Origin of the sequence: Lacihabitans lacunae (assembly GCF_042649125.1) — a bacterium.
In the GTDB taxonomy this organism is placed as follows: domain Bacteria; phylum Bacteroidota; class Bacteroidia; order Cytophagales; family Spirosomataceae; genus Leadbetterella; species Leadbetterella lacunae.
Genome location: NZ_JBHRYQ010000001.1, coordinates 3,483,682 through 3,502,943, shown reverse-complemented (window position 1 = coordinate 3,502,943; position 19,262 = coordinate 3,483,682). Strand labels below are relative to the sequence as shown.

General features: G+C 39.3%; 16 protein-coding genes and 3 rRNA genes. 10 read left to right on the top strand and 9 right to left on the bottom strand.

Features of this window, described 5'->3' with window-relative positions; all coding sequences use genetic code 11:
• Positions 1-50 precede the first annotated feature (50 nt).
• From ACFOOI_RS15135 to ACFOOI_RS15110, 6 genes are all read left to right on the top strand, one after another.
• Entirely contained in the window at positions 51-332 is a 282-nt protein-coding gene (locus ACFOOI_RS15135) for a hypothetical protein (RefSeq protein WP_379838851.1), read from the top strand.
• Between the two features lie 8 nt (positions 333-340).
• Complete coding sequence (locus ACFOOI_RS15130) at positions 341-544, top strand: hypothetical protein (RefSeq protein ID WP_379838850.1); 204 nt, start codon at positions 341-343, stop codon at positions 542-544.
• Between the two features lie 106 nt (positions 545-650).
• Positions 651-1,103 carry a hypothetical protein gene (locus ACFOOI_RS15125; protein WP_379838849.1) on the top strand — a complete coding sequence of 151 codons (453 nt, stop codon included), beginning with the start codon at positions 651-653 and terminating at the stop codon, positions 1,101-1,103.
• A gap of 286 nt (positions 1,104-1,389) precedes the next feature.
• Positions 1,390-2,271: a hypothetical protein gene (locus tag ACFOOI_RS15120; RefSeq protein WP_379838848.1), complete on the top strand. Its 882-nt coding sequence runs from the start codon at positions 1,390-1,392 to the stop codon at positions 2,269-2,271.
• 448 nt (positions 2,272-2,719) lie between these two features.
• Entirely contained in the window at positions 2,720-2,857 is a 138-nt protein-coding gene (locus ACFOOI_RS15115) for a hypothetical protein (RefSeq protein WP_379838847.1), read from the top strand.
• Between the two features lie 281 nt (positions 2,858-3,138).
• Positions 3,139-3,267 carry a hypothetical protein gene (locus ACFOOI_RS15110; RefSeq protein ID WP_379838846.1) on the top strand — a complete coding sequence of 43 codons (129 nt, stop codon included), beginning with the start codon at positions 3,139-3,141 and terminating at the stop codon, positions 3,265-3,267.
• A gap of 138 nt (positions 3,268-3,405) precedes the next feature.
• Here ACFOOI_RS15110 and rrf read toward each other — a convergent pair.
• From rrf to ACFOOI_RS15095, 3 genes are all read right to left on the bottom strand, one after another.
• Positions 3,406-3,517: ribosomal RNA gene (gene rrf, locus ACFOOI_RS15105) — 5S ribosomal RNA — on the bottom strand.
• A gap of 206 nt (positions 3,518-3,723) precedes the next feature.
• Positions 3,724-6,541: ribosomal RNA gene (locus ACFOOI_RS15100) — 23S ribosomal RNA — on the bottom strand.
• 210 nt (positions 6,542-6,751) lie between these two features.
• A 16S ribosomal RNA gene (locus tag ACFOOI_RS15095) occupies positions 6,752-8,257 on the bottom strand.
• Together the 16S, 23S and 5S rRNA genes form the textbook arrangement of a ribosomal RNA operon.
• A 906-nt stretch (positions 8,258-9,163) precedes the next feature.
• On the opposite strand from ACFOOI_RS15095, the gene ACFOOI_RS15090 reads away from it, so the two are divergent.
• On the top strand, positions 9,164-10,030 hold the full coding sequence (locus ACFOOI_RS15090) for an aldose 1-epimerase family protein (RefSeq protein ID WP_379838844.1): 867 nt from the start codon (positions 9,164-9,166) through the stop codon (positions 10,028-10,030).
• Positions 10,031-10,171: 141 nt separating this feature from the next.
• Positions 10,172-11,119, top strand: a complete 948-nt coding sequence (locus tag ACFOOI_RS15085; RefSeq protein ID WP_379838843.1) for an alkaline phosphatase family protein — start codon at positions 10,172-10,174, stop codon at positions 11,117-11,119.
• Positions 11,120-11,199: 80 nt separating this feature from the next.
• Here the strand turns inward: ACFOOI_RS15085 and ACFOOI_RS15080 are convergent, their stop codons facing one another.
• The 3 genes from ACFOOI_RS15080 to ACFOOI_RS15070 all read right to left on the bottom strand — a co-directional run bounded on the left by ACFOOI_RS15080 (position 11,200) and on the right by ACFOOI_RS15070 (position 13,745).
• Complete coding sequence (locus ACFOOI_RS15080) at positions 11,200-11,568, bottom strand: DoxX family protein (protein ID WP_379838842.1); 369 nt, start codon at positions 11,566-11,568, stop codon at positions 11,200-11,202.
• 7 nt (positions 11,569-11,575) lie between these two features.
• Positions 11,576-12,550 (bottom strand): ThuA domain-containing protein, encoded by a 975-nt coding sequence (locus ACFOOI_RS15075; protein ID WP_379838841.1) that lies wholly within the window; start codon positions 12,548-12,550, stop codon positions 11,576-11,578.
• Positions 12,551-12,635: 85 nt separating this feature from the next.
• Entirely contained in the window at positions 12,636-13,745 is a 1,110-nt protein-coding gene (locus tag ACFOOI_RS15070; protein ID WP_379838840.1) for an alkane 1-monooxygenase, read from the bottom strand.
• A gap of 220 nt (positions 13,746-13,965) precedes the next feature.
• Between ACFOOI_RS15070 and ACFOOI_RS15065 the strand changes: the two genes are divergently transcribed.
• Positions 13,966-15,408, top strand: coding sequence for a CotH kinase family protein (locus ACFOOI_RS15065; RefSeq protein ID WP_379838839.1), 1,443 nt, complete (start codon positions 13,966-13,968; stop codon positions 15,406-15,408).
• 107 nt (positions 15,409-15,515) lie between these two features.
• Here the strand turns inward: ACFOOI_RS15065 and ACFOOI_RS15060 are convergent, their stop codons facing one another.
• A complete protein-coding gene (locus ACFOOI_RS15060) occupies positions 15,516-16,295 on the bottom strand; it encodes a hypothetical protein (protein WP_379838838.1) in 780 nt (259 codons plus the stop codon).
• Positions 16,296-16,412: 117 nt separating this feature from the next.
• Between ACFOOI_RS15060 and ACFOOI_RS15055 the strand changes: the two genes are divergently transcribed.
• A complete protein-coding gene (locus tag ACFOOI_RS15055) occupies positions 16,413-17,051 on the top strand; it encodes a hypothetical protein (RefSeq protein WP_379838837.1) in 639 nt (212 codons plus the stop codon).
• A gap of 194 nt (positions 17,052-17,245) precedes the next feature.
• On the opposite strand, the gene rnc is transcribed toward ACFOOI_RS15055, so the two are convergent.
• Both rnc and fabF read right to left on the bottom strand, forming a co-directional pair.
• Positions 17,246-17,983, bottom strand: coding sequence for a ribonuclease III (gene rnc, locus ACFOOI_RS15050; protein ID WP_379838836.1), 738 nt, complete (start codon positions 17,981-17,983; stop codon positions 17,246-17,248).
• Positions 17,984-18,004: 21 nt separating this feature from the next.
• A complete protein-coding gene (fabF, locus tag ACFOOI_RS15045) occupies positions 18,005-19,252 on the bottom strand; it encodes a beta-ketoacyl-ACP synthase II (protein WP_379838835.1) in 1,248 nt (415 codons plus the stop codon).
• Positions 19,253-19,262 lie beyond the last annotated feature (10 nt).

Sequence of the window (19,262 nt, the reverse complement as noted above, 5' to 3'; positions counted from 1 at the left end):
TCCCAATACCCACAGGTCCAAACTACGCATGTGTAGGCCAAAATATTACATTGACAGGTACAAACGCCCCAGCAGGCTACACTTACAAATGGTACGTACTCAAAGACGGGGCAGCAAAAGAAACCTTTAGGCAAAACTCCGCTTCGGTAAATCTTTTTGAAACCGCCGGTCATCTGTTTAACACATACCTTACTCCAACTATTTCCGCCACCGGACCCGGCAGTTATTATCTGCAGTGCATTAGCCCCAACAATTGGAAAAATTCCGTGAGGGAGTTTAAGGTGGCCAATGCCATACCCGAAAACCTCAATGCCTCTAACAACAGCCCCTAACCTTAAAAGTGCTGCCCTTTGAAGGCCCCAACACCTTTGGCAACTACAACATAACTTGGATGCTAAACGGCAACCCAATAAGCGGAGCACCCAATAAACCCGAATATACAGCCCCCGGCCCAAGTACATACAACGCTCAGCTGAGTCTTAAGCTAAACCTTTATTTACAACAAACACACCCAAAAATGTACCTGTTCATTCTTCAGCTTTAGTAAGATTCGAATTAGATGGTGAATTATTTGTAGCCCACTATTCAAAGTATGGCGAAAAAGATTCTTGGACATTTAATTATTATATGGGTACTACAAGTGGAGTGGGTTGCAGATTTGGAAATCAAGCATCGAAACAAACTACAATAAACTTGCCTATTCATTAGCTTTAGGAGTAACTGAAAGTAACACTATTTCAGTAGGTACTTCAATTAGTTCCTTAGCCTATACGCTTGAAGGTTTAGAAATGGTCATTGGACAATCATTGGCCCGAATTTTAGGTTTTAGTATCTCTGCATCAGTAACTGCAATAAGTACCATTCCGTTTTTGGTAACTTCGGATCAAAACAAAGATTATGGAGCAGGTGTTTTAGAGCCCTATTTGCTGGCAGTTAAACTACCAGTTGTAGTACCAGTAAATATTTCAATTGACATTGACCATGCCCTTCCAACAGGCATAAACGGAAACTGCATTGTTTATGTTATTTGGGGGCCTAATTTTGAACATTACAAAAATCCACCTCACCCTATTGAAGTAGCAAAATATGGAATGACTTGTTAGAACAAATCTTATGATAGACCAGATACTAAAAAGAGAAATTTTAATTTAGAGTACAATGTTACTACTTTTGATTATGCTATAATTTTTTCTAACTTAGATGATGTCACTGCCAGATTATTGGAATATTCTTTAATTGCACATTATACATTGTATATAAAGTGGGGGAAATTACCTCCCAAACATAAATTACCGAGTTTTAAAAATGATGACCCCTGGAATCCTATTGCTGCTGAAAACGAAAGAGTTAGAAGGGCATTAAAATATGTTCAAGATCAAATAGGAAAAAATGGAAAATAAAAATTTAAAGTATTTGAAAGTATATGAAATTGGACCTTTATACTCAATGAATCCTTTCGAAAGTATTTATGATTCAATAAAAAAAGCAAATGTCTTAAACAACGATAATATCAGACATCTAATTGGAGATATTACCTCTAAAATTGCATCGAATTTCATTGTATTATTTTATGAGAAAGTAAAATTTCCAAATACCGATTGGTTAAGTGTAAGTTTTGTAGATATAGATAATTTAAGTCAAGAAAAAATAAATGAAATTGAACATGATTTTATTAAACTAGGTTACAAAATAGGACAATATATGGGTTCAACTAGATTACTAATTTCAATAACTAAATTATACTCATTAGATTCTGAAAATGAAAGATACATTTATTTACTAACATGTATTTATAATTCAATCTTGGTTTTTTGTGAAAAATTCCAAATTGAAACTACAGAGATATCAAACGCATATAATTTTATGTGTACTTCAGATTTCTATTTGCCTATTATCCTTAAATCGTACCAAAATAAAAAAAAGACATATGTAGCAAGAATTCAATCTAAAAGTGGGTTTTACTATGATAGCTATAGATTGGCATTATTAAAAATAGAAGGCCTAGAAAAAACGTACTATAAAGACATGCAAAATAATAGAGATAATTTCAATATTGAATATTTCGAAATAGGACAAAAAGAAAACTCAGCTGTATTACTCAACAGAATTGATTTTAAACAATATGAGCCATTTAAAACCGGAGGTGGCGAAGTTCCTCCATTTTGTTTTACAGATGAAAAGTGGATAAATAATGATGTTTTCAGTTTTCAATGGGGCGAAGAAGAAAAATACGAATTCAACCTGAAAGAAATGAAATTGAGAAAGATTTAGAATGAAAGGTTTGTTTATTAGTGTTAAAATTACCTACGGAAGATTCCACTTACACCCTAGAGAAAACGATCTTTGACCGCAGAAGCTCCTAAAATATAAACAAAAAAGTCTACAATAGAAAAAAATACAGAAACTGAATATCAAATAAGAGAGCAAACGAAATATCCAACTGTCAAAAGAAATAATGGTTTAGCCAAACAAATTAAGTTGAATATTATAGACAAAGTAAAATTAAGACCCACTTTAATAGGCAATCTATGAAACATTGAATAAGTACGAATTTAAACAAACTAGTGAATCAAAGAGAGCAAAAGAGAATTTATACAAGGCAGTATTTATTAGAAGGAATATGGCTATTAAAAGCAATTAATACTAAAAAGAAATAACGTAATTAAAAATAAAATAGACCACAGATACAAAATTGAAAAACCACAAAAACCGAAACAACATGAAACATACTTTACTGACCTTACTGTGGGTTTGGGCCATTTCAGCAGCAGCCCAGCAAGTAGGCACTGAACAAATAGTAAACAAACAACTCCACAAAGGAGACTTCGTAGTAAATGGCGATAAAGACATTCAGTAACAAATAGCTCCGACTAACGCTCGAGAAGACAAGAATGCCACAAAACGAAACCCCCACCGTCAAATCGAGCGGAGACGAGATTCATAGGCGATTAAAGTACCGCAGCTCTAGACTAACGCTCGAACAGACAAGATTGCCAAACCGAGCCCACACCGTCAAATCGAGCGGAGACCATTGTCAAATCGAGCGTAGACGAGATTAATAAGCGTTTCAAGTACCACAAACTCTCGACTACTACTTGCTTCGAAAAAGATTCAGTATAACCTATAAACAAGCACTAAATGGGAACCAAACTTAAACAGCGATTTAAAAAATCGCTTTACTTTTTAGGCACAAAAAAACTCACCATTTCTGTTAAGCTTTTTGACCTTAATAAACATCTGTCACTTATCAGAATGACGCACCACTGATACACCAGCCCGTTACTCACCCGGATTTAACTCAAAATATAACTTTTAAAACCTACCCAGCGAATAAAAAAATCGCAGTAGTTTTTGGGCACAAAAAAACCCCAACATTTCTGTTGAGGTCTTTGTTCTTCAATAAATAACTGGCATCTACCTACTCTCCCGGGTTTGATCCAAGTACCATCGGCGGTGCGGGGCTTAACTGCTCTGTTCGAAATGGGAAGAGGTGTTCACCCGCCCTATTGACACCATGAAGGTCTTTAGTACCTTTCATTTCTCAATCGGAAGATGTGTTGCGATTCGTCGCACCGGCGAAACGTCGCATCGCCCTCCCTATTGACACCATGAAGGTCTTCAATAGTTTCTAAATCTCTTTAGAAGCTTTTAATATTTTTGACATTGCTCTGTATTACAATTGATTGTAACACATTGCCAATAGAAAAGACTGAAAATTAAAAAAGTGAGAGTTTATCGGTTCATTAGTACTACTCGGCTGCATACATTACTGCACTTTCACCTGTAGCCTATCTACGTCGTCGTCTCCAACGTTCCTCTATGGAAGTCTCATCTTGAGGTGGGTTTCACACTTAGATGCTTTCAGCGTTTATCCCGTCCATACTTAGCTACTCTGCCGTGCCCTTGGCAAGACAACAGATACACCAGCGGTATGTCCAATTCGGTCCTCTCGTACTAAAATCAGAGCCCCTCAAACTTCCCACGCCCACCACAGATAGGGACCGAACTGTCTCACGACGTTCTGAACCCAGCTCGCGTGCCACTTTAATCGGCGAACAGCCGAACCCTTGGGACCTTCTCCAGCCCCAGGATGTGACGAGCCGACATCGAGGTGCCAAACCTCCCCGTCGATATGAGCTCTTGGGGGAGATCAGCCTGTTATCCCCGGAGTACCTTTTATCCTTTGAGCGATGGCCCTTCCATGCAGAACCACCGGATCACTATACCCATGTTTCCATCCTGCTCGACTTGTAGGTCTCACAGTCAAGCTCCCTTTTGCTATTGCACTCAACGCACGGTTACCAAGCGTGCTGAGGGAACCTTTGGAAGCCTCCGTTACTCTTTTGGAGGCGACCACCCCAGTCAAACTACCCACCAAGCGATGTCCCCCGTTCGGGGTTAGGAACCAGATATTCAAAGGGTGGTATTTCAACGTTGACTAAACTACGCCTGGCGACGCAGCATCGAAGTCTCCCACCTATCCTACACATCAAATATCCAGTCACAACGCTAAGCTATAGTAAAGGTTCACGGGGTCTTTCCGTCCCGTGGCGGGTAGACGGCATCTTCACCGTCACTACAATTTCGCCGAGCTCACGGCTGAGACAGTGCCCAGATCGTTACACCATTCGTGCAGGTCGGAACTTACCCGACAAGGAATTTCGCTACCTTAGGACCGTTATAGTTACGGCCGCCGTTTACTGGGGCTTCGATTCAATGCTTCTCTTGCGATGACATCCCCTCTTAACCTTCCAGCACCGGGCAGGTGTCAGGCCATATACGTCGACATTAATCTTCGCATAGCCATGTGTTTTTGTTAAACAGTCGCCTGGGCCATTTCTCTGCGACCAACATTGCTGCTGGTTCCCTTTATCCCGAAGTTACAGGGTTAATTTGCCTAGTTCCTTAGCCGTGATTCACTCGAGCACCTTAGGCTTCTCGCCTCGACTACCTGTGTCGGTTTGCGGTACGGTCAGTATATACCTATTCTTATTGGCTTTTCTTGGAACCTTATCCCCTCATTCGACTTGTCCGAAGACGCATCTCAACGCAGAATTCCGTCTCTACGTATGAAGCTTTAAAATCCGTCCCCACTTCGAAGTATACACTGGTTCAGTAATATTAAACTGATTCCCATCGGCTTCTGCTCTCGCATTATCCTTAGGGGCCGACTAACCCTCCGTTGATTGACGTAGCGGAGGAATCCTTAGTCTTTCGGTGTGAATGGTTCTCACATTCATTATCGCTACTTATTCCTACATTTGCTTTTCTGTACGCTCCAACACTCCTCAAGGAATATCTTCGCTGCATACAGAATGCTCCCCTACCCAAAGTATTGCTACTTTGACTATGCTTCGGTATTATACTTTATGCCCGCTTATTATCGATGCCCGCCCCGCTCGACCAGTGAGCTGTTACGCACTCTTTAAATGATTGCTGCTTCCAAGCAAACATCCTGGCTGTCTCGGCAGTCAGACTTCCTTTGTTCAACTTAGTATAAATTTAGAGACCTTAGCAGTAGTTCTGGGTTCTTTCCCTCTTGGACTCGGACCTTAGCACCCGAGCCCTCACTGCCGGCTATATCTTATCGCATTCGGAGTTCGTCTGAATTTGGTAGGATGTGACTCCCCCGCATCCAATCGGTAGCTCTACCTCGATAAGACTCAACGCCGACGCTGTACCTAAATACATTTCGGGGAGTACGAGCTATTTCCCAGTTTGATTAGCCTTTCACCCCTACCCACAGTTCATCCGAACACTTTTCAACGTATACCGGTGCGGTCCTCCAGTTGGTCTTACCCAACCTTCAACCTGACCATGGGTAGATCACTAGGTTTCGCGTCTACTCCATCGAACTACTCGCCCTATTCAGACTCGCTTTCGCTTCGGCTACGTTCCTTAAAAACTTAACCTCGCTCGATAAAGTAACTCGTAGGATCATTATGCAAAAGGCACGCCGTCACTACACAAAGTAGCTCCGACCGCTTGTAGGCGTACAGTTTCAGGTTCTATTTCACCCGGGTACTCCCCGTGCTTTTCACCTTTCCTTCACAGTACTAGTTCACTATCGGTGTCTCAGGAGTATTTAGCCTTGGCAGATGGTGCTGCCGAATTCAGAGGGGATTTCACCGGTCCCCACCTACTCAGGATACTGCTCGTCCTAGATTCTTTACGTTTACATGACTCTCACATTCTACGGTCAGGTTTCCCATCCTGTTCAACTTAAAATCTATTTCTAAATGCAGTCCTATAACCCCTAACATGCCGTAACATGCTAGGTTTGGGCTGGTCCGTGTTCGCTCGCCACTACTTACGGAATCACTCTTGTTTTCTTCTCCTATGGGTACTTAGATGTTTCAGTTCCCCACGTTCGCCTTTATACTTAGTATAAATTCTCATCCTTCAGATGAGAGGGTTGCCCCATTCGGAAATCTTTGGATTAACGGTTGTGTGCACCTCCCCAAAGCTTATCGCAGCTTATCACGTCCTTCTTCGCCTCTGAGACCCTAGGCATCCTCTGTACGCCCTTATCTAACTCTCGTTATTTCTTTTCTCAGTCTTTTCCATCATGTCAATGTACGTTCCTCTAGTTCGTTGTATTCCTACAAAACCACTAAAATTGTGATATAATATCGCTACTATACCAACATAACTTGTCGGTGGGAATATAAACTTTCCATTATACCTTTTTTTTAGTCTTCAAGACCCTTCCTTTGTTTATTTCATCAATCTTGCGACCGATTATCTCTAAAAAGGAGGTGTTCCAGCCACACCTTCCGGTACGGCTACCTTGTTACGACTTAGCCCCAGTCGCTAGTTCTACCCTAACGAAGTCTTTTACCTTCCGCTTCAGGTCTACCCAACTCCCATGGCTTGACGGGCGGTGTGTACAAGGTCCGGGAACGTATTCACCGCATCATGGCTGATATGCGATTACTAGCGATTCCAGCTTCATAGGGTCGAGTTGCAGACCCCAATCCGAACTGTGATTGGCTTTTTGTGATTCGCTTACTATTGCTAGCTCGCTGCACTCTGTACCAACCATTGTAGCACGTGTGTCGCCCTAGGCGTAAGGGCCATGATGACCTGACGTCGTCCCCTCCTTCCTCTCTACTTGCGTAGGCAGTCTTGCCTGAGTCCCCAGCATAACCTGATGGCAACAGACAATAGGGGTTGCGTTCGTTGCGGGACTTAACCCAACACCTCACGGCACGAACTGACGACGGCCATGCAGCACCTTGTTTCGCGTCATTGCTGACTTATCCATCTCTGAATAATTCGCTCACATTCTAGCCTAGGTAAGGTTCCTCGCGTATCATCGAATTAAACCACATGCTCCACCGCTTGTGCGGACCCCCGTCAATTCCTTTGAGTTTCACCGTTGCCGGCGTACTCCCCAGGTGGATTACTTATCGGTTTCCCTTGGTCACTGAGTCCGAAAACCCAACAACTAGTAATCATCGTTTACGGCGTGGACTACCAGGGTATCTAATCCTGTTTGATCCCCACGCTTTCGTGCATCAGCGTCAGTATATTTGTAGCAACCTGCCTTCGCAATTGGTATTCCTTCCGGTATCTATGCATTTCACCGCTACACCGGAAATTCTAGCTGCCTCCAAATAACTCAAGCTCAACAGTATCGGTGGCATGTAAAATCGTTAAGCGACTACCTTTAACCACCGACTTACTAAGCCGCCTACGCACCCTTTAAACCCAATAAATCCGGATAACGCTCGCCACCTACGTATTACCGCGGCTGCTGGCACGTAGTTAGCCGTGGCTTATTCTAATGGTACCGTCATTACCCCTCGCAAGGAGCACATTCTTCCCATTCAAAAGCAGTTTACAATCCAGAGGACCGTCTTCCTGCACGCGGCATGGCTGGGTCAGAGTTGCCTCCATTGCCCAATATTCCCTACTGCTGCCTCCCGTAGGAGTCTGGCCCGTATCTCAGTGCCAGTGTGGGGGTTACTCCTCTCAGAGCCCCTAAGGATCGTCGCCTTGGTGTGCCGTTACCACTCCAACTAGCTAATCCTACGCATGCCCATCTGTATCCAATAAATCTTTCAAATAAAAATGATGCCATTCCTATTATTATGCGGTATTAATCCCAGTTTCCTAGGGCTATCCCCCTGATACAGGTAGGTTGCATACGCGTTACGCACCCGTTCGCCGGTCCTATTGCTAGGCCCTCGACTTGCATGTATTAAGCCTGCCGCTAGCGTTCATCCTGAGCCAGGATCAAACTCTCCATAGTAAATTACTTTAATACGAAAAGATCTCCCAACTTAAATTTTTAGTATAATTTCTTTGTTTATATCCCCAACAAGTTAATGAACTTTATTCCACTTTATATCGTGAACTTGTGCTATCTATTAGCTCCCTATTTTTTCCCTCTCTCTCAACCGGGGTGCAAAGGTAATAACCTTTTTTTACATTCCAAATTTTAAGAGAAAAAAAATTAAGAATTATTATGAACTTTATTTCCCGTTTTTTGCTTTAACTCATTCGCCTCTGCCGTTTTGGGAGTGCAAAGATACCACTTACTTTTCCGCATTTCCAAATTATACTTGCATATCTTTTTTACCCCTTTTATTAAACTTACTTAACCCCAATTACTTACATTTTTAAATACTTCGTATCTCTATAAACCTTCTTTATTTAATCCTATTCATTTACTCGCCCCTTTTTGCGTAATTCTTGCCTTTTTAATCCAAAATATCATCCTCCTACATTTTTGGCCTTGGTATTTTTATATAACTAAATTGAATTCTTTTTGAAAATACCTTCGCTCACTATCAAAATAATTATAATCGTAGACTTATTCGCCTCCGTTTTTTCAATATTTACTTTATGCTTTTTACCTTTTTAAAGAAAAATCCTCATATCCTTATGAATATATTTCTCCTTCTTTCATTAGAAATTAAAAAATCACCGTTTTTTTACCCCATGTTTTATGGTTTTTACTTTTTGACAAATCTAAAAATATGAATTTTGTATCACATATAGAGTGTCTTTATACTCCAACCTTGTTTTTTAAAGAAAACCTCACATGATACTAAAGCAACATTTAATGGCTTGACACTTTAAGTATATCTGGGAACAGTAATTGATAGCTATATTTGAAACAAAAAGATTCTAAAACGAAAACGCCTTATATCATATGATACAAATTTCGAATGAAAAACTGAAAGCTACTATAAACCCAAAAGGAGCTGAGCTAGTAAGCCTGTATAGTATTGAAACAAAAACTGAATTTATTTGGGATGCCAAACCAGAGTTTTGGGGCAAGTCATCCCCCGTGTTGTTTCCGATTGTTGGAGGGTTAAAAAATGACACGTATATACATGAAGGAAAATCGTATAATTTACCAAGACATGGCTTTGCTAGGACTATGGATTTCGAGGTGGAAAAGTATCTGGGAGAATCCGCAACTTTCTTATTGAAAAATAATGCTGAAACAGAATCGATATATCCTTTTGAGTTTGAGCTGAGACTTATTTATAGTATAGTAGAAAATTCATTAGAATTAAAATATCAAGTAACAAACCCAAGCCAACAAAACATTTGGTTTTCTATTGGTGCCCACCCTGCTTTTAAGTGTCCGATTGACCCGACCCTTACTTATAATGATTACTATTTGGAATTTAGTTTAGAAGAAGATTTAGAAAAGTGGCCTTTGGATGATGCAGGATTAGTAATGTCCACCCCCCTATTAATTGAAAAAAATACCCGTCGACTTCAATTGAACAAAGAGCTTTTTTATGAAGATGCCTTAGTTTTCAAAAATCTTAAATCCAACAGCATTACTTTAAAGTCTGATAAAAACCCAAACTCTCTCACTTTCAAATTTGAATCGTTTCCTTATATGGGAATTTGGGCTGCCAAAAACGCAGAATTTGTGTGTATAGAACCATGGTGTGGAATTGCGGACGCTGTAAACACAGACCAAAAACTAATAAATAAGGAAGGCATAATAGATTTAGAAGCAGGAGGACAGTTTGAAAGAAGCTTCTCAATGGAAGTTTAATTTGATTCGCTTTTTACAAAGTCAAATGACCGAAACTTAATGATTTGATATTGATAGCGACATAATTAAAAAAAGGAAAGCCTGTTTCTTTGCCAAAAAATAGGAGGCCTCTCCTTTTCAATCATAAAAACACTTTCAAAAATGAAATTTTACGTCTTTTTGCTTTTATTATTATCGTTTGAAGGCTACGCTCAAAACAAAAAATGCCTTTTGGTTTTGGTAGATGGAATCCCGAGAGATGTTTTGAAAAATACGGACACCCCAAACTTAGATAAGATTTCGAAAAATGGAGGTTTTGGTGACGCCTATGTGGGTGGAGAAAAAGGGGGAGCTTCTGAATCTCCAACAATTTCGGCAGTTGGTTACAATAGTATGCTGACCGGAACTTGGGCAAACAAACACAATGTTTGGGGGAATGCCATAAAAGCACCCAACTATTCTTATCCTACGATTTTTAAAGTAACAAGGGAGGCTAAGCCTAATTTAAATCTAGGGATTTTTTCTACTTGGAAAGACAATAGAACTAAACTTTTGGGTGAAGGCTTATCAGAAACGGACCATTTAAAGATAAATTTCGTCTTTGATGGATATGAAAATGACACGGTTTTGTTTCCCCATGATAAAGAAAGACTTTTTATTAAAAACATAGATGACCTTGTGGTTAAAAAAGCATCGGAAACGATTACCTTGCACGGGCCAGATTTGTCTTGGGTATATTTGGAATACACCGACGACATGGGACATAAGTTTGGCGATTCTCCACAAATGACCGACGCCGTAAAACATATGGACAATCAAATTGGTGTACTGTGGTCGGCCATTGAAAAAAGAGAGAAGGAATTTGACGAAGATTGGCTCTTAATAATTACAACCGACCATGGTAGAGACGAAAAAACAGGGCGAAACCATGGTGGGCAGTCTGATAGAGAAAGAGCAACTTGGATAATTACAAACAAAAATAAGCTGAACAATCGGTTTAATAATGGACTTGCAATAGTAGATATATTTCCAACTGTAGTAAATTTTTTAGATTTAACAGTAGACAAAAAGGTGCTATCAAACTTAGATGGTCTTCCTTTTATTGATTAATACAAATTAAGGTGCGATTACTAAAAAGGGATACGAATTTTACAATTTGCATCCCTTTTATTCTTTTAGTTAAATGAATTTTAGTCTTTATAAATAAACCAAGCCCAAGCAATAAACAAAAACTGGATTGGAAGTCTGACCAAAGCAGCCTCATGTGTACCGATAGCGGGATAATCTCTAAAGACATCCCAAATATGAAGGGGTAAAAACATTAGCATTAAAATCAAAATACCCAAACAAGCCGCTTTTCTAAACTTTGGAATAAATGCCCCCACCCCTATCACAATCTCGATAGCACCTGCTCCATAGTTCAAAATTTCTTTGGGCAAAAAATCAGGAAAAAACGGAAAATACATTTCTGGTTTTAAGAAATGATTTGCCCCTCCAAAAACCATGAAGGCTCCGAAGAAAAATGTTAGAATCAACTTAATTATTTTGTTATTATTCATATTTATCTTATTTAATAAAAACTCTGCTGCTGGTTTTTTCGGCAGTAGGGAAATCTGATGGAATAGGAATAGTGACCTTGCCAGTAGCTGCCCATTGAGAGCCTCGCAACAAACACGTAATGAAACCTACGCACTCTACTGAATAGTCTACATGACCCATTGGTGTATGAAAAATCCTTCCCTTCCCGTAATCGATAGTCATAAGCATAGGCTCATTTCGACCTGTTCCCTTTTTATCAGGAGAAGAATAAGCAGTAGCCAAAACCGTCATGTTTTCTGCTGGACCTCTAAGCTTATCATAAAGCTCGTCTTTGGTGTGTAACCATTTAAGAGGCATTCCCTTGGTAATAGGATGATTTTTCTCTCTAATTTCTATTTGGTATTCATGCTGAGGACCGTGTGAACCTGCTTTTCCGGGAGTATTGTCTTTAACTAATTTCCCTTCTTGATCATAGTAAACATAAGGTCCATCTTTTTCGGTTCTGTCTCCCCAGCCACCTAAACCAATCATTTGATTATAGGCCGGCCAAGCAGGAAATGAATTGTCGGCAGCGTGAATAACTACTAAGCCGCCTCCATTTTTTATGAATTTTTCTAATGAGGCTTGCGTGGCTTGTGGCCATGGTGCAGCATTCCAGCCAAAATTTACAATAACCAAGTCATACTTTTTAAAATCCGGAGCATAATTAGGATCTGCTTGGGGTTTTGGCACAGCCTCGGTTTCTGGTAAACCGGCAATTGGAAAGTTAGCAATTAAGCCTTCGGTTTCTCCCCAAGTAAAAGCACTTCTTTCTACATCCACTTTAAAAAGACCTGTTTCTTCCAAGTCCTTTTTTATCATGTACGTGATTTTCGGCCACTGATTATGGTTGTTTTGCCCATCTACTATAAGCGTCTTTATTATTTTCTTTTGTTTTTGAGCAATGGAGCTATTAAATACTAAAACTCCGCAGATAAGGAAAAGTAAAAATCTGGTTTTCATTAATGTAAATTTTTGGGTTGAATATTTTTCTAAAGATATAAAAACTTGGGGGTTTAAGCTTTTACAAAACTACAATAATCCCTTTTTATACAAACTGAGCCACTACTTTTTTAATATGCGATGCGTCGTAAGCATTCTCTTTCCATTTTATGAGCCTAGGATTCATGACTTTAAACCACAAAAAAGGAAACAAAGAGATTACAATCATAAGCGGATAACCAAATGGCAACTGTGGGCTTTCATCAAAATGTCGAAGAATTTGATACGGACGCGATGCATAAGCGTGGTGGTCTGAATGCCGCTGAAGATTAAAAAGTAACAGGTTGCTATAAAAGTGATTGGCATTCCAACTGTGCAAAGGGTTTACTCTTTCGTATTTCCCTGGGTTAATTTCTTGTCTCACGATTCCGTAATGCTCGATATAATTTACAGCTTCCAATAACAGAATAGCAACCGCAGATTGTCCCAACAAGAAATATAAAACTTCAAATTCAAACGCTCCTTTAATTATAGAAAAAAGCAAAGTGATGGTAACAAAAAGTAATATACTAGAAAATACGCCCATCAGAACTTGATTTTTAAAACTCAACACCCTTTGTCTTTTTTTGTTTAGTCGCTGTTTTTCAATTTCCCAGGCAGACAAAAAGCTGCCAATTATGCTCTGAAACCAAAATCCATATAGGGTTTGACCAAACTTAGAAGTGGCAGGGTCTTTTGGAGTAGCCACATGCACATGATGACCTTTGTTGTGTTCTACTATAAAATGATGATACGCTACCGACACCAACCCAAGGCGAGCATGAAGCTTTGACCAAAATGTATTTCGGTGGCCAAGTTCGTGTGAAACATTAATGATAGTGCCAGCATAAATACCCTGGCTAATTACCAATCTTACAGCTTGAGTAGTGGTTAAATCGTCATAAACCAAAACATAACTGACCCAAGCAAGCATGGCATATTGGATATAGATGTGAGAGAAAACAAGAAAGTCAAAATAGGAATCACTCAAAAGTTTGTCAAACTCTTCTTTAACCACGTTTTGTCTGTCTTTCCCAATTAAAATATCTATCAATGGCACCAACACATAAACATAAAAAGCTCCTGTCCATGTAATGGGCTGATTTGGCAAGTAATAAGCCAAAACAATAATTAACGGTAAAGAATAAGAGGCTATAAAAGCTATTTTCTTAAACATAAAAGGCTAGTATTTTACACGAATAGAATATTGAATTTATCACTTTTTCTTGGCTCATCCTATAGAGGCTTCTTTAATTATTTTGCTCAATTTTTAATACAAAAATTAAAACTTAAAAAAATTTTCTAAAATAATAAATCTTTGACCACAGGTTTTTTCAAAAATTTACGTCTATTAAAGTATGGTAGCTTCGTGCTCATATCTCTAAAAAACAAACAATATGAATCAAAGATTAAAAACAACATGGGTTGTTAAGTGCATTTTATTATTATTCACGTTTTCTTTCGTGATTTTTTCATGTAAAGATGTTGCTTCAGCAATAGATCCAACCTCAACAAATTCGATTGGAGTCACAGCCGAAACATACAGTGATACCAATTTTGTCGCTGCCGATTGGACATCACAAACACATAGCAAAGACGGAGTTCCAAATTTTAGTTTGGTATTTGATGACACCAAAGTGCAACGCATCGACTTAGTACTCACAAAAAACAGATGGCAAATAATGCTAGCCGACATGACCAAAAAATACGGGACATTTGGAGTTTCGAGCGGTGGACAAGGGGGCGGGCTTACCGATGCTGATGACCCAATAATGGTTCCTGGGAATGTGCTATATAACGGGAAGACATGGTACAAGGCCGGCATAAGATTTAAAGGGAACTCAAGTTTACAAAGTACATGGAAGGCTGGCAATATGAAACTGTCTTTCAAATTAGATTTTGATGAGTTTGAAAAAGAATATCCTCAAATAGACAACCAACGATTTAATGGTTTTAAAAAATTGAGTCTTAAAAACAATTTTGATGATGCCTCTTTTTTAAGGGAAAAAGTAGCGGGTGATGTATTTAGAAATGCGGGACTTGCGGCTTCGCATACTGCATTTTTTACAGTTTATGTAGATTATGGTGACGGCCCGATATATTTTGGATTGTATACCCTAACTGAGGAAGTTGACGATACCGTAATAAAGACTCAGTTTAAAAGTAGTAAAGGAAACCTATATAAGCCCGATGGAACTGCGGCGAGTTTTGCGAGCGGAAGTTTTAACGAAACTCAAATGTATAAAAAAACCAACGAAGACGCCGCTGACTTTACAGACGTAAAGGCTCTTTTGAGTATTTTGCACGATGGAAGCAGGACCAGCAGCCCGGCTTTGTGGCGAACAAGACTCGATGCGGTATTTGACACTGACATGTACATGAACTATTTGGCAATAAATACGGCCATCCAAAACTGGGATACTTATGGAAGAATGACCCACAATTATTTCTTATATAACAACCCCGCCACAAATAAGCTGACTTGGATTCCTTGGGATAACAACGAAGCTCTTCAAACTGGAAAACAAGGAGGTTCGCTTCCATTAGACTTTGCAGGTCTAAATTCAGCTCAATGGCCAATCATTGGGTATTTATACCAAGATGCCGTGTATCAAGCAAAATATAAAGCGAACCTTAAAAGCTTGACAGAAGGAGCCTTTAACCCGACTTCTATGCAGGCCCTCTATGCCAAATATCAAGCTTTGGTGGAGCCTTATGCAACAACTGAAAAACAAGGTTACACATTTTTGCGAAATTCTTCCGAGTTTTCATCAGCGATAAATACCCTGAAATCACATGTGACAAGTAGAAAAAATGCAGTAGATTCTTATTTAAAATAATAAGAAATAGAAATATGAAATCCCTTCAGCATAGCTGAGGGGATTTTTTTGTTTTAAATTATATGCCTTTGGGAGTTTGATAGAAGAAAGTCTATCACTTAATGCTTCTAAAGTAGGTTAAATTTAGAGAAAACCGCTTTCATAATTAAAGTGATGATTAGATCTAAAACTATCCCAATTAAAAATGAAATTGCTACACTGTAAACGGGCAATAAAAGTGCTTGAGAAAAAAGGAAAATGGTGAAACCAAAAGTGCCGGTAAATAGCCCCATGTAGATTTTACGAACTTGATAAATTCCTTGTGTATAATGGGTAAATATGGCTAAAACCGCTGTCATAACAGGAAATGGTGTTAATATACCACTCCAGTTTGGTCCGAGACTCTTGGCAAAAAACGTGATTGTAATTACAAAAAAAGTGATCATAAGCATCCGCATGGGTATTTCAAACTTTAGAGTTTTCCCAACTTTTATTTCTTGGTCATCTACTTTCGGAAAAAACATAAAACCGATGGTCAATGCTGAAATGCTAAACATGAGCCATTGATACACATTAAAAGAAGGAAGTAACGGATTTAAGGCCAAACCAACCGAAAAATATGCCAAGTAACCAATTAGCACACTTACTAAGGCATTGAACTTTTGACCAACGGTGATATAAACGATACAAAAAACTAACCAACCTACTATACCCACCATAATACCCGAAATGGACTTTATGGCAAAACCCGTACCTTGCTCAAAAGCGATAAACAACAAAATAGGACCCGCCACCCAAGGCAAACTTGCCAATATACCTCCTATGCTATTTCCCCATTTTTTACTCGCCAAGGTTACTGCCGCTATCACAGGTGGCATTATGAGTAGTTTTATTAAGAGCGTATTCATTTAATTTAAATTCTTTGACTTTGGTTTTCAGAAAAAAACAAGCGATCGGTTTTGTGAACGCACAGAAAGCAAAGCTTGTTTTGAATGAAACAATAATTAAAACCCAAAGATACTCGCATGGTAAGACTCCTCCTATTTTATTTTGTGATTAGCTTCTCAATTGGGATTAGTAAATCGACCGCTCAAAGCATAAAAACCTCCACTACTGAATTGTCACAAATACAGCTTGACTCTAGTCTTTTACCTTATTTTGAAACTTTGATGCCATATTTTCCAGAGTTAAATGAGGTATATATAAATGTGAAACAACGAAAACAAATGATTCCCTTAACTACAACACCTTCAATAGGGAATGTTTTTAGGAAAAAACAGAACTGGAAATATACAATAGCTATCAGCACCGAAAGCTTGAAGTTTCTGAATCCTATAACAGTTAAAAACCTAAGCGATTCTTCAAAAATTGGCGTGCTGGGTCACGAACTTAGTCATGTATCTGATTTTCATACACACGGGCGAGGGTATATGATTAAGGTGTTTTTTGGACATATTAGTAGCAAATACCTCGATAGATTTGAGTTTGAGACTGACCATATTGCTATTAAACATGGTTTAGGAAAATACTTGTATGCCTGGAGTACCGAAACCTCGGAAAAAATAAAGCAAAACAAGTTTAAAAAACAAGGTAAGGAACGCTATATGTTGCCCAGTACTATTGTGCTTTACATGAAAAAATATCCTGAAATTTACTTGAACTGAAAACTGGACTTTTCATTATTAAAAATGAAACTTCCTATTTTGCGAAAGGGATAGCAACGAAAATCCTTTTTATTGTGTGGCTGGAATAGTGCGTTTGGAAATTAAAAAGATTGGGAGTGGATAGCCCGACTCTGGCCTTTAGGTATTATTTCTGTTTGCCAAATGAATTTTTCGGCCAGAGATTCGCCCAAAAATTAAATCGGAATATTTAAGGTTTCGCATGCTCTACGCGATGCGTCTTGTTCGGCTTTTTTCTTGTTCCAACCCGACCCCGAGCTTATCACTTCGGCATCTACCAATACTTGGGCGATAAACTCTTTTGAGTGATTTTTACCTTTTTCTTCCACAATCATAAACTCTACTTTGCGGCCATCGGCTTGTGCCCAGCTGAGAATCGTAGATTTGTAGTTTGTGTTGTTAGATATTACCTCGTCTAAGTCAAAATGGTTGGTCAACAACTTAGAGATGATGAATTTTTTTGTAAAAGTAAAACCTTTATCAAGGTAAATGGCCCCAATAAGTGCTTCCATGGCATCGCCAAACATGGAAGTGCGGTGGAAGTTTCGCTGCCCGTCAAACTCTATAAGTTTATCAAGCCCAATACGTCTTGCCACAATGTTAAGCGACTCACGATTTACGATACGCGACCGTATTTCGGTTAAAAATCCTTCGTCTTTGAACGGATATTTTTTGAATAAATATTCGGCAACTATCATTCCCAAAACCGAATCTCCGAGAAACTCGAGGCGTTCGTTTGACTCCTTGAAGCCGTTTATTTTGGTTTGTTTTGAGGCAGAAGTATGTCTGAATGCCAATTGATATAATAAATCATTTTTAGGTTTTTCGCCAATGATTTGCTCTATAGAACGCCTAAACTCTTTGAATTTGGGGTCTTTTTTGAAAAACTCTAAAAATGATTTACTTACTTCCATCTAAACTTTATAAGGGAGTATTTATACTTTTCTAAAAATCAGGGTGGCATTATGCCCCCCAAATCCGAAACAGTTACTAAGCACCGTGGTTAGCTTTTTGGCCTTGGCCTTGTTTGGTGTAAGGTCAATTTTCGGATTGATAGTTTCGTCTTGATTAAAGATATTGATTGTAGGAGGAACCAACTGATGCTCCAATGCCAATATCGCAGCTATAGACTCTATGGCTCCGGCTCCACCTAATAAGTGACCTGTCATAGACTTGGTAGAACTAATTGACATATTGTAAGCGTGATCTCCAAACAACTGCTCGATGGCTTTGATTTCTTGTGGATCACCTAGTGGTGTAGAGGTTCCGTGTGTATTGATATAATCAATTTCGGCAAGTTCTATACCTGCATCTTCGATGGCGTCTTGCATTGACAAAAATGCCCCGTAACCTTCTGGATGTGGTGCTGTAATGTGATATGCATCTGAAGAGAAACCTCCGCCGATAAGCTCACAATAGATTTTTGCTCCACGTGCTTTCGCGTGCTCATACTCTTCAAGTACAATACCACCGCCACCTTCACCCAGTACAAAGCCATCACGGTCTTTGTCATAAGGTCTAGAGGCTGTTTTAGGATCGTCGTTTCTTTCTGAGAGTGCCTTAAGTGCATTAAAACCACCTACACCTGCTTGTGTAATAGTAGCCTCTGAACCACCCGAAACACACACTTTCATACGTCCTAAACGGATGTAGTTAAAGGCATCTATGATGGCGTTGTTAGCTGAAGAACAAGCAGAAACCGTTACATAGTTTGGTCCTCTAAATCCATTTTTGATTGATATTTGACCCGACACGCTGTCGGCTATCATTTTTGGAATAAAGAAAGGGTTAAATCTTGGAACACCAGAACCTTGAGCGAAGGCCATCATTTCGTCTTCGAAAGTTTTAAGACCGCCTATACCCGAACCCCATATTACACCTACTTTATCTTTGTTTATATCAGCTTCGTTAAGACCCGCGTCGGCTATTGCCTGATCCGCTATAACCACTCCAAACTGAGTGAAAAGGTCCATTTTACGAGCGTCTTGTCTCGGAATGAAATCAGTCACTTCAAAGTTTTTTACTTCGCAGGCAAACTTTGTTTTAAAATTGGTTGCGTCAAAACGCGTAATTAAGTCAGCACCGCTTACGCCATTTGCTAACCCGTTCCAAAATTCTTCTACGGTATTTCCAATGGGCGTGAGTGCTCCCAATCCTGTAACTACTACTCTTTTCGATTCCATATGTTATAAA

Bases quoted from the DNA above. Each gene is read 5' to 3' on its own strand.
- ACFOOI_RS15120 (WP_379838848.1), top strand. From the start codon at position 1,390: ATGGAAAATAAAAATTTAAAGTATTTGAAAGTATATGAAATTGGACCT.
- ACFOOI_RS15115 (WP_379838847.1), top strand. From the start codon at position 2,720: ATGAAACATACTTTACTGACCTTACTGTGGGTTTGGGCCATTTCAGCA.
- ACFOOI_RS15110 (WP_379838846.1), top strand. From the start codon at position 3,139: ATGGGAACCAAACTTAAACAGCGATTTAAAAAATCGCTTTACTTTTTA.
- ACFOOI_RS15090 (WP_379838844.1), top strand. From the start codon at position 9,164: ATGATACAAATTTCGAATGAAAAACTGAAAGCTACTATAAACCCAAAA.
- ACFOOI_RS15085 (WP_379838843.1), top strand. From the start codon at position 10,172: ATGAAATTTTACGTCTTTTTGCTTTTATTATTATCGTTTGAAGGCTAC.
- ACFOOI_RS15080 (WP_379838842.1), bottom strand. From the start codon at position 11,568: ATGAATAATAACAAAATAATTAAGTTGATTCTAACATTTTTCTTCGGA.
- ACFOOI_RS15075 (WP_379838841.1), bottom strand. From the start codon at position 12,550: ATGAAAACCAGATTTTTACTTTTCCTTATCTGCGGAGTTTTAGTATTT.
- ACFOOI_RS15070 (WP_379838840.1), bottom strand. From the start codon at position 13,745: ATGTTTAAGAAAATAGCTTTTATAGCCTCTTATTCTTTACCGTTAATT.
- ACFOOI_RS15065 (WP_379838839.1), top strand. From the start codon at position 13,966: ATGAATCAAAGATTAAAAACAACATGGGTTGTTAAGTGCATTTTATTA.
- ACFOOI_RS15060 (WP_379838838.1), bottom strand. From the start codon at position 16,295: ATGAATACGCTCTTAATAAAACTACTCATAATGCCACCTGTGATAGCG.
- ACFOOI_RS15055 (WP_379838837.1), top strand. From the start codon at position 16,413: ATGGTAAGACTCCTCCTATTTTATTTTGTGATTAGCTTCTCAATTGGG.
- rnc (WP_379838836.1), bottom strand. From the start codon at position 17,983: ATGGAAGTAAGTAAATCATTTTTAGAGTTTTTCAAAAAAGACCCCAAA.
- fabF (WP_379838835.1), bottom strand. From the start codon at position 19,252: ATGGAATCGAAAAGAGTAGTAGTTACAGGATTGGGAGCACTCACGCCC.